This is a genomic window from Pedobacter sp. BS3 (assembly GCF_008274585.1).
Lineage (GTDB): Bacteria > Bacteroidota > Bacteroidia > Sphingobacteriales > Sphingobacteriaceae > Hufsiella_A.
Window position 1 is genome coordinate 635,786 of record NZ_VTRT01000001.1, and the last position, 11,623, is coordinate 647,408.

Sequence of the window (11,623 nt, forward strand, 5' to 3'; positions counted from 1 at the left end):
AACTGATTTTTCAGAAGTTAATATTTGCACCCAACATCACAGTTCTGGCCTGCGGGTAGTTGCCAAAATCTACTCCGCTGCCTATTTCGGGGTCATAACCGGTATATTTGGTAAAGGTTAGCAGGTTGCTTGCGGCCAGGTAAATCCGGCACCGGTTTATTCCTTTTATAGAAGCCGGTAACGTATACCCGATCTGTACATTTTTAAGCCGCAGGTAAGCACCGCTTTCTACAAACCGGGTGGATGCAAACTGATTTACAGAACTGTACGGATTTGGAATATCGCCTCCGGAATTGTCTGGTGTCCAGGCATTTCGCATGCTGGTGCTTAGGGTTGCTTCCAGGCCGGTTCCTTCGGTACGCATACGCACGGCGTTAAAGAGTTGATTTCCATACACGCCCTGGAAAAATACCTGTACGTCGAACCGGTTCCAGTCGGCGCTCAGATTTAAGCCATACGTTAGCCAGGGAAACGGATTTCCGATCTTGGTTTTATCGGCATCGTCTATTTTGCCATCGCCGTTCAGGTCTTTGTATTTGGCATCGCCGGCATGATAGGATATTGAACTGGCATCATAACCGTACAAATAGGCTAATGCTTCCTGGTCGGTTTTGTAAATGCCTTCGTATTCATATCCCCAAAGGGAAAATAGAGGTAAGCCCTGATCGCTTAGGGTGTATGTGCCGTAAATTTTTTGTCCGCCGTTTAACGCGGTAAGCTCATTCTTGATAACCGATGCATTTCCGGTTATGGCATAATTAAGCAGCTTTGTGCCTAAGGTTGCTTTGTTCTGATAAGTCAGGGTAAGCTCAATACCCTTATTGCGCACCGTACCTACGTTTGCAATGGCATCATAACGGTTTCCTACATACGCGGGAGCCTTTACGGAGAGCAACATATCTTTGGTATCCCGCTGGAACAGATCAATGGTTCCGGAAAACTTACTTTTAAACAGGCCAAAATCTATTCCCGCATCCAGCTGCTCTGTTCGTTCCCACCGGCCGCCTTTATTTACATAGGTTAATATCGTAGCTCCATTGGCTAATTGCTGGTCACTGCCCAGTACATAATCTACAAAAGTAGGGCCGGTATTAAACATTTTAAGGGTGAAATTATCCGAACCGATTTTTTCATTACCGATTTGTCCCCAGCCAACACGCAGCTTCAGGTAATCAATAACCGGTATGTTCTTCATCCAGCTTTCATCGCTTATCCGCCATGCCAGGGCTGTTGATGGAAAGTATCCCCAAAGGTTTTCAGGAAATTTGCTTGACGCATCGGCCCTGAAGTTAAAGGTAGCCAGATAACGATTGTTATAGGAATAGTGAAGTCTTCCTAATAAAGAGAACATCCGGGTGCGTGCCACACCATCAGAAGAATAGGTTCTGTCTTCGGTAGTTTGCGATAAGTACCAGTTTGTGCTTTCAGGATTGAGAATAGATGCTCCCGAACCGCCGATAGTGTAATAATTGTATTCTTCGGTAGTTTGTCCACCCATTACAGAGAAGCTATGCTTACCAATATCCCTGGTATAGGTTAGCGTATTTTCAAACCGTAATGTTGAATTTCTGGTCATGCTGCTTGACAGGAAATTCTTGGTAGACTGGTCGTAATCAGAATATTGATAAGCATCTTTGAATAGCCTGTTTCGCGAGTTGGAAAGGTCGAGACTAACATCTGAGCGAAATAACAGGCCTTTTATCGGGGTGATCTCAACAAACGCATCGCCGATAAGCCGCTCATTTTTATCTGACGGATGCGAATGCTCAACCATAGAGAATGGATTGGTAACATTTTTGAAGTTTGATGAGGCGCTGATTTGTCCGCTTAAATCTTTTCCATTCAGGTTTCTGGAGCCGGCGGGATAATGTGTGGGATCCCAGGGCGCCATAGCTAAAGCTGCCGATAAGATGGAGGCGCCGGGACTGGCATTATTATTCATGGCGTTGCGACCGTATGATGGAACAAACGATAGATTTTGCCCTACTTTAAGCCAGTTCTTAACCTGGTGCGCTGAATTAAAGCGTATGGTTAACCGGTTATAGTTTGATCCGATAATAGTTCCCTGCTGATTAAAATAACTGCTGCTGAAGGAGTAGCTGCTTTTGTCGTTACCGCCATCAACTGAAAGGTAGTAGTTTTGGATGAGTGCATTTGGGTTAAATACTTCATCCTGCCAGTCGGTTTCAATGCCTGCATAGTTTAACCCATCCGGGTTTGATGAGGATTTTATAAGCGGGTAATATGGTGAACTGCCTAAGCGATATGCATTTAGCCAACGGTTGAACCCGTATTGATTGTAATAGTCTATTTGAGATTGTACGCGGTTTAAGTCGATAATAGTTTTGGCGAACTCTTTGCTTTTCATCAGCTCCAGCTTATTCCACCGGTTCTGAATCCCGGTATAGGCATCTACAGAAATAGTTGCTTTACCGGTTTTTCCTTTCTTGGTTGTAACCAGGATAACGCCATTGGCTCCGCGTGAGCCATAGATAGCTGTAGCCGATGCATCTTTTAAAATTTCTGTTGATTCAATATCGTTAGGGCTCAAAAAAGAAATATCGCTTAAAATGATACCATCAACTACGTAAATAGGCGAGCTATCATTTACGGTACCTATTCCGCGTATACGAACTACTGCCGGAGCCCCCGGTTGTCCGGAATTTGCATTAACAGTTACACCGGCAGCCCTCCCCTGCAACGCCTGATCCAGGCCTGCCGCGGGTGTTCGCTGTAATTGCTCTGCCTTTATAGAGGTTACAGCACCGGTTACGTCGCTTTTTTTCATAGTGCCGTATCCAATAGCTATCACCTGATCCAGCATCTGGATATCGGGCTCTAAAACAATGTTAATAATTCCCTCTGTATGGATGGTTTTTTCCTGTTCCTTGAAGCCTACCGACGAAAATACCAGTGTCCTGCCTTGTTTAACCGGGATGGTGTATTTACCGTTGATGTCGGTTACAGTACCCTGGGCAGAACCTTTCACTTTAACACTTACTCCCGATAAGGGCTGCTTATCATCAGATGCCGTTACTGAGCCTGCTATATGTAGCTGTTGGGCTATGGCGGTCTGCAGCAGGAACAAGCCTGAAACTAATAAAGTTATTTTTTTCATCTATAATGAAATTAAAGCGTGAAATCAGAATATGCGGGTTTTTCTTGCTGTGTGTAGCAGGCATTTGTTAATGCAAATGGCATCAACTGAAAACAATGAATGAATGTAGTTTTTCCTTCCATATAAGTTTAATATTAATTAATTGGTTATCAGGTTGTATCCCGAAATACATCAGGATTGCATTTTCAAAGGTAAATACAAATTATACAGGCGTTGTAATTTACTACTACAATATTACCCATACATTGCGGATTATGTGCGCTTAAATGCACTTTTAAGGTACTACAATACTACTACACAGTAAAACAAAGTTGTTTGCTGAATATAAATCGCAATATTTGGGGCTGACTAAAAAGCTCCCGTCATCCCGATCCCTCCCGTACATACGGGATTGGGAGAGGGATCTCCGCCAGAAGTGCTTAGGAAGAAGATTTTGCTTCGCAGCTGCTTCGTGGTCTCCTTCTAAGGTCGTCGAAATGACGCAGCTTTCTGACTTTTTGGTCAGCCCCTTGTTTAAGGAGCATGCTTTTACGTGCAAATAAGAGCATGTTTAAATTTCATGAAACAATGGTTTTATTGCTGCTGGTGGGGACACCAGCAGCGGTTGAAGCCCTGGATGGTGTCTTCACCGTCCATCCACAATTACTACATCTATGAAATTTAAACATGTTCTAAGTGATGTGTTTATTTTGAATAATTACTAAATTGCTTTATCAATTAACCAATAAAATCTGAATGAGGTATTTATACTTACTAATTATAATTTGTTGTGTTAAAAGTCTGCAGGCACAAAATCCCATCGGGATTCCACAAATAAATACTTATGGAAGCCTGGATTATAGAGGTGGTACGCAGAATTGGGATATTGATCAGGATAAAAACGGCATTTTATATTTTGCAAATAACGAAGGGCTGCTAACTTTTGATGGCCGGCACTGGAATCTGTACCCGTTGCCTCATAAAACAATTGTGCGCTCGCTAAAAGTAAGCCGCGATGGTAAGATCTATGTAGGGGCGCAGGATGAGATCGGTTATTTTTTCCCGGATAAAAATGGTGTATTAAAGTTTCATTCCATACGTAATCTTATTCCCGAACCGGAGCGCCAGTTCTCTGATCTGTGGGATATTGTGGCATTAAAGGATGAACTATTCTTCAGAACCACCAATAAAATATTTTACCTGAGAGACGGCGTAATTAAGGTCTACAAGCCGCAACGTACCTGGGAGTTTATGGGCCAGGTGAATGGAGTTCTTTATGCCCAGGACAGTGGCAAAGGACTACTGACGTTCCAGGATGGTGCATGGCAGCCTGTTGTAACCGCTTCGAAACTTAAAGATTATATCACTGCCATTCTACCCTACCAGGGCGATACACTTTTGGTTACTACCCTAAAAAACGGGTTGTTTTTGTTGGGTAAAAACTTCTTTGCAAAAAAAACCAGCCCGTACGATGCGAGTTTTAGCAGGTATCGTTTATACAAGGCCATACAGGTAAGTAACGACTGGTATGCTGTGGCTACCTCATCAGGAGGATGTTATATTATCGATAAGGCAGGACGCATTGTACAACAGTTTTCATCGGCTGAAGGCTTATACAAAAATAACCTGCGCAGCATTTTTATAGATCGTAATAAGAATCTGTGGCTTGGTCTTGACGATGGTATTAACTTCATCGCGTTTAACAATGCTATCAAGTATATCTATCCCGATAAGGATAAGCAAACCAGCAGCTATGCCACGCTGATATACAATAATGTATTATACATTGGTACGTCTAACGGTGTATTTTATACTGCGCTGCAAGCTAATAACAAAGATCTAAGCTATTCTAAAAATCCTTTTAATGAATTTGCCAATACTGCGGGACAGGTTTGGAGCCTCCGGGAGATCAACCGGCATGTACTTGTTGGGCACGAAGACGGGGCTTATGTGATAGACGGCGGTCAGGCTAAGCAGCTATATTCATCGCCGGGAACGTGGCTGTTTAACCCGCTTTCTTCTTACCCCACACAGCATATTATAGCAGGTACGTACGGAGGGCTGCAACTGATAACATTTCAGAATAACCAGTTCATCAACCGGGGACATATTACAGGGCTTAATAATGAATCGCTGCGGTTTCTGCTCATTGATAACGGTGTGATCTGGGCTTCGCACCCGTACAGGGGCATTTACAGGTTAAGGCTTTCGCCGGATCTGAAAAGCATCAGCGAGATAAAATTATATACCGAAAAAAATGGCTTGCCATCGGCGTTAGGTAATTGCATTGCCAAGATCAGGGGCAAAATTGTTGCGGCAACTACACAGGGTATTTATGAATACGATGCCAGATCAGACCGGTTCATTCCATCGGCATTTCTTACACCAATTTTAAAAAAGAACGTTTATCATTACCTGAAAGAGGATAAAGATGGTAATATCTGGTTCATCAGCTTTAAAAAAGTTGGCCTGGTTGATTTTAATAATCCTTCGGAAGATAGTGCCTACACTATTGTTCATTTCCCGGAATTGAACTCGCAGGTGGTTGCAGGATTTGAAAATATCTATCCGTACGATGCCGAGAATATTTTTATTGGCGCCAATAAAGGGCTCATTCACATTAATTATAAAAAGTACATACAAAACCTGAAACCTATTGATGTTATGCTATCGTTGGTAAAGGCTACGGGTAAGCAGGATAGTGTGATTTACGGCGGATATTTTTTGAAAAACAACCGTATTGAGGCTGCACAGGATAAAAACCAAAAGGTAGAATTAACAAAAAATCTCAATTCGCTGCATTTTGAATATTCATCAACCCTGTACGAGCAGCAAAACAATATTGAGTTTAGCTACCAGCTTAGCGGATTTGACAAGGAATGGTCGGCATGGAGCGCTAAGAGTGAGAAAGATTATACCAATCTGCCTTACGGTAATTACACCTTTAAGGTTAAAGCCCGCAATAATTTAAGGAACGAATCGCCGGTTATTTCCTATTCGTTTTACATTAAGCCTGCGTGGTATGAAACGGTCTGGATCTATGCGCTTTACGTTATAGTATTGATCGGTCTGGTTTACCTGCTGATACGGCGGCAAAAGAAAAAGCATGAAAAAGCGCAGGCGTATCTTAAACACGTTCATCAGCTCGAAATTGAGCACAATGAAAAAGAAATTGTCAAGTTAAAGAACGAAAAGCTTGAAGCCGAGATCAGCTATAAGCAAAAGGAGCTGGCGACTACCAGCATGCACCTGGTGCAGAAGAATAAGCTTTTATTGAAAATAAAAGAAGTATTGCTGCCTTTAGTGAAGCTGGATGCCGTAGAGCATCATTCGGAAGATTTGAAAAAAGTGTTACGCTTACTGAATGACGCGGAACGGAGAGATGCCGATTGGGAACAATTTGCGGTGCATTTTGACCATGTACATTCCAACTTTTTAAGTACACTGAAAGAAAAATTCCCTAACCTGAGTCCTAATGACCTTAAGCTGTGTGCCTACCTGAAAATGAATTTATCATCTAAAGAAATAGCACAGCTGATGAGCATTACCATTCGTGCTGTTGAAGTAAGCCGCTACCGGTTGAGGAAGAAATTACAGGTATCGTCAGATACCAATTTATTTGATTACCTGATACAGGTGACCAGCCAGAAGTAACGGGGTTTGCCTGGAATTGACCTACGCTAAGAATGCTGAAAAGCATCGAGGTGTTAAGTTAAAAGTCGAGTCCCGTATCCTGAATCAGCTTGCGCTCGTTTGCAAAACGAGTGCATCATTATCCGGCGTTTGCAACGCCGCAAGCACAACAAAAGCTCTAAAACTTTTTCATTTATTTTAAGACTTAAGTTAGCCTGATGGCCCAATTGCCCGGCTGAAACTTAAGCCAGTTTTGCAGTTTATTTTTTTCAAGTTTAAACAGCTTCATATTTTATATGTACAATTGTTTACCTTTAAGAAGGTTTAAACAGCTTTAATCCGGACAAAACAGGCTGGATAGCCATAAGGAAGCGATTTTTGTTACAATTAATTTGATAAGAATACTACTAAAATAAATGAAAAGTAAAATAACCGGAGGAGAAACAGTCCTTTTATTTGCAGCCAAAATATTGAATAAATACGAGGTGAAATACTACCAGTGTATCGAAACAGGATTTATTCAAACCGAGGAGCCATACTGGTTACAAGAAGCCTACTCATCAGCAATTACTAAACTTGATATTGGATTACCTTACCGAAATGAGTTGCTCAGGGATAAAACGGTAAAAATACTGATGGATAATTTTAATGTTCATGGAAGGTTTCTTGATTATGCCGGGGGGTATGGGTTATTTACCAGATTAATGCGTGATAAAGGCTTTAATTTTTATCATACTGATATATATTGCCAGAATCTTTTTGCCGAAAATTTTGATCTGGCGGATATCAAAGAGCAAAGTCCAAAGTTTGAAGTGCTAACCGCATTTGAAGTGTTTGAACACATGGTTAACCCTAAAGATGAGATAAGCCGGCTGTTTTCATATTCGGATAATGTTCTTTTTTCAACAGAACTCCAGCCTGAAACTACGGTTAAGGGTATAAACCACTGGTGGTATCTTTCCCCTGAAACGGGACAGCATATCTCCTTCTTTAATCGTAATTCGTTAGAGTTTCTTTCAAAGAAGTTTGGCTATAACTTTTATTCAGATGGTGTTAGTACGCATTTATTTTCAAAAAGAAAATTTGCTGTGAATCCATTCAAAGAAAAAAGAGCTCCCTTTTTTATCAGAAAGATGCGCCGGATGGTTCATAATTATGAGCTGAAAAAATATCCTCCATTAGAGGGTCTGCTCCAAAGCGATTGGCAATACATTAAAGATAAAATAAACCAGCACTAACAGTTAGTAATTTCTGTCCGGTTAGAAGCTAAGGCTGATCTGATCTTTGAAAAGAAACAACAGCTTTAGAACATGTTTAATTTTATATATGTGGTCAGCCCCGGCCTCAGCCGCTGCTGGTGTCCCCACCAGCAGCAATAAGAACATCATTTCGTGAAATTTAAATATGTTCTTACCCGTTAAGAATCTATATTCTTTAAAAAGTACGTTCTGCATGTTTTGGCATAAAACTCATAATTTTGTTTTAGCATATAGGCATACAGATCAGATTTAAAAAACGCTTCAAAATCCAGTTCACTCTCTACAAGCACCAGGGTTGGGCGAATTTTATCCCAATTATTAGATTGTAATATGCGGAAATCATAACCTTCGGCATCAATTGTTAAAAAATCTACAGACTGGTTCCCGGGCAGGTATTCATTAAGTATATCCTGCAGGCCGCGGGTTTGTACTTCTATGGTCTTTTCTATTCTATAGCCTTTTTCTCCATCCCGTTCATGAGCTATTTCGGGGATAAATGTGTTTAAAGCCGGCTCATTAAATATATAGAAGGTAACGGTCTCGGTGTGGTCAGAAACCGGTATTTCGAGATTGATATCCTCGGGCCTTATCCGCTTAAAAAGTTCCATGCTGCCTGGCATTGCATCTATATTTATACCACGCCAGCCCATTTTATAAAATTTATAGGTGTTGGAGAACCGTTTGGGATGATGCGCCCCGATATCAATAAAGTAACCTTTCTGCCGGCCTTCAAAAAACCGGCCTAAGATACCATCTTCCCCTTCCTGGGAATATGATTCATTCAAATAATCCGGCTCTGGCTTTTTCTTTAAGCCTAATAGTGTTCTTAGTCCCATGACTATAATTTTATCTTAGTTTTAGCAGTCGCTTTATCCTGTACTTTAGTTTTCCTTTCTTTTTGGATCCGGCGCCAAAATCCCTATGAAGCAAAATCACATCGGCTTGTTTTTCGGGTAAAATATACCTGGGATGTTCAATGGAATGGGGCAAAGGTTCAAGAGGAAGGTTAGCGTTCGGATCATCGCTTGCAAAAGTATGCGTACCATCGGCTCTAAAGCCAATATTCGATACAAGATTGTAATTGGGAATAATGCATAAGCCGTTATTGAAAAAATTGCTGATGCCAACCTGGTAGTCCCAGGTATCTATCATTCCTTGTTTTAACCGGTGAAAAATATCGCACCAGCCTTCAACGAGAACAAGGTCATTAAATATTTTGCTGAATTGCTCTTCAACTTCGCTTTCATGATATTGATTCAGCTCCACATCATATTGTTGCCAAACCCTTCTCCACGCGGCCCATCCCCAAACATGCACATTATTTGAAAAGTAATAGGTTGCGTTACCCCATTTTTTTCCGTAATGTAAATTACAGCCCGCTATGTGCCTGATGCGTGTATCGTGCCTGTAACGTTCAAGCATCAGGTCGCAGAACCTGAAGAAATCATTGCCCGGCAGGCAATCGTCTTCCAGTATAATGCCTTCATTTTCATGCTCAAAAAACCAGGTAACTGCCGATGATACGCCATACTTACACCCCATATTAGAATCTCTGTAAAGTATTTTAACCTCGCAGGGCCAGTCAACCTGTATGAGCTCCCTGGTGGCTTTGCATAACAGCGATTCATTTTCACGGTCGGGTTTGGGGCCATCGGCAGCAACATATAGCCTGGGCGGTTTAGCCTCACGTATTTTTTCAAATACCCTGGCCGATGTATCAGGGCGTTTGTAAATAATAAATAAAACTGCTGAACGGGTTTGATACAGCATGGTTTACACTTCAAAGGTTTGCATATCGATCAGGCGTTTATATAAACCGTTATGTGCTATCAGTTCTAAATGTGTGCCTTGCTCAACAATCTGTCCGGCTTCCAGAACAATAATTTTGTCGGCATTCTGAATAGTGCTTAAACGATGGGCGATGACCAACGTCGTGCGGTTCTGCATCAATTTATTCAAAGCATCCTGTACCAGGCGCTCTGATTCGGTATCCAGGGCTGAAGTAGCTTCATCCAGCAGCATGATAGGCGGATTGGTAAGTACGGCCCTTGCAATGTTAATGCGTTGTTTTTGTCCGCCCGAAAGTTTTACGCCCCTGTCGCCGATATTGGTTTGATAACCATGCTCGGTTTGCATGATGAAATCATGTGCGTTGGCAATGCGGGCGGCTGCCTCCACTTCTTCAAGAGTAGCGTTGGGCTTGCCAAAGGCGATGTTGTTAAAAATACTATCATTAAATAAGATGGATTCCTGGTTAACAAAACCCATCTGTGAACGTAAAGAGTTTGCTTTTATGTTGCGAGTATCTATATCATCAAAAAGTATAGCACCATTGTCAGGCTCAATAAAACGAGGAATCAGATCCATCAATGTAGATTTACCTCCACCCGAAGGGCCAACCAATGCGATGGTTTTGCCTTTGGGAATAATTAACGAAATACTGTCGAGCACCTGTTTATCGCCATAAGCGAAACTTACATTTTTAAACTCGATGCTTTTATTGAAGCCATTTACCTCAACAGCATTAATGCCATCAATAACGGCAGGTTTGGTATCTATGAGTTCTAAGACCCGTTCGCCGGCAGCTATACCCTGATGAATATTACTAAAGGAATCGCTAATGGCTTTTACCGGACGTGTAAGCTGTGAGAAAATACCAATATATACGATGAACTGGGCTGATGTTAACTCGGATTGCTTATTTAATATCAGGTATCCGCCATACAGCACAATGCCGGCCACCATCAGGATGCTTAAAAACTGCGAGGTTGGCGATGCCAGTTGCTGCCGCCGGGCCATGGCCTTAACAATATTGGTGTAACGCCTGTTCTCTTCATTAAACTTCTGTTTCATGCGCTCGGCAGCATTAAACGCTTTAACGATTTTCATGCCGGTTAAGGTTTCATCCAGGTAGCTGATCATGATACCGAACGATTGTTGCAGGTTAATAGCCTGCTGTTTAAGTGTTTTAACAATACGGGCTACTACCAAACCGGCTAAAGGCACTACGAGTAATGAGATCAGCGTAAGCTTTACCGATATATTCAGCAGCATAATCAGGTAAGCAATAATTTGCAGTGGCTCCTTAAAAACCACCTGTAGCGTACCCGTAACCGAAAATTGTACTACCTGTACATCGTTGGTTACTTTTGACATGATATTACCCTTACGTTCATTATTGAAATAACCAAGATGGAGGTTGACCATATTGTTAAATACGGCTTTACGTAAGTTGAGCAGGGTATGCGCTCTAAGGTTCTCCATGATCCGCTGGGCGAGATAAGTAAAAACATTAGCCAGTAATACTGAAATAACAATAACCGCACAAACATATTGTAATGTTGCCCAGGCGCCATAATGATCAATAAAGTAGGAGGTATAATATTTAAACATACCCATAATATCCCATGCGGATGGAGCTGTGGCTGGCAGGGAAACACTTTTAGTATTATTAAACAGGGTATCGAGCAGAGGAGCTAACAACGCCAGGTTAAGCGTATTAAATACTACTGAAAGTAACGTTGCGATGATATAAGGAATAGCAAATTTTTCGATAGGTTTAGCAAAGGAAAGAAGGCGGAAATAGGTCTTCATTAAAAATTAAATAATTCACAAAATTATAAAGATATTTCCG

6 protein-coding genes are annotated in these 11,623 nt (G+C 41.6%); 2 read left to right on the forward strand and 4 right to left on the reverse strand.

Going from position 1 to position 11,623, the window contains the following annotated elements; translation table 11 throughout:
* Positions 1-10: 10 nt before the first annotated feature.
* Positions 11-3,118: a SusC/RagA family TonB-linked outer membrane protein gene (locus FW774_RS02805; RefSeq protein WP_149346626.1), complete on the reverse strand. Its 3,108-nt coding sequence runs from the start codon at positions 3,116-3,118 to the stop codon at positions 11-13.
* Between the two features lie 735 nt (positions 3,119-3,853).
* Between FW774_RS02805 and FW774_RS02810 the strand changes: the two genes are divergently transcribed.
* The gene (locus FW774_RS02810; protein WP_149346627.1) at positions 3,854-6,751 is read left to right on the forward strand and encodes a triple tyrosine motif-containing protein; all 2,898 of its coding nucleotides are present in this window, start codon (positions 3,854-3,856) and stop codon (positions 6,749-6,751) included.
* 395 nt (positions 6,752-7,146) lie between these two features.
* Positions 7,147-7,968: a class I SAM-dependent methyltransferase gene (locus tag FW774_RS02815; protein ID WP_149346628.1), complete on the forward strand. Its 822-nt coding sequence runs from the start codon at positions 7,147-7,149 to the stop codon at positions 7,966-7,968.
* 179 nt (positions 7,969-8,147) lie between these two features.
* Here FW774_RS02815 and FW774_RS02820 read toward each other — a convergent pair whose 3' ends face one another.
* The 3 genes from FW774_RS02820 to FW774_RS02830 are packed head-to-tail and all read right to left on the reverse strand — an operon-like array spanning position 8,148 to position 11,583.
* Positions 8,148-8,825 carry an FkbM family methyltransferase gene (locus tag FW774_RS02820; protein WP_149346629.1) on the reverse strand — a complete coding sequence of 226 codons (678 nt, stop codon included), beginning with the start codon at positions 8,823-8,825 and terminating at the stop codon, positions 8,148-8,150.
* Between the two features lie 10 nt (positions 8,826-8,835).
* Positions 8,836-9,759 carry an N-acetyl-alpha-D-glucosaminyl L-malate synthase BshA gene (locus FW774_RS02825; protein WP_149346630.1) on the reverse strand — a complete coding sequence of 308 codons (924 nt, stop codon included), beginning with the start codon at positions 9,757-9,759 and terminating at the stop codon, positions 8,836-8,838.
* Between the two features lie 3 nt (positions 9,760-9,762).
* Positions 9,763-11,583, reverse strand: coding sequence for an ABC transporter ATP-binding protein (locus FW774_RS02830; protein ID WP_149346631.1), 1,821 nt, complete (start codon positions 11,581-11,583; stop codon positions 9,763-9,765).
* Positions 11,584-11,623 lie beyond the last annotated feature (40 nt).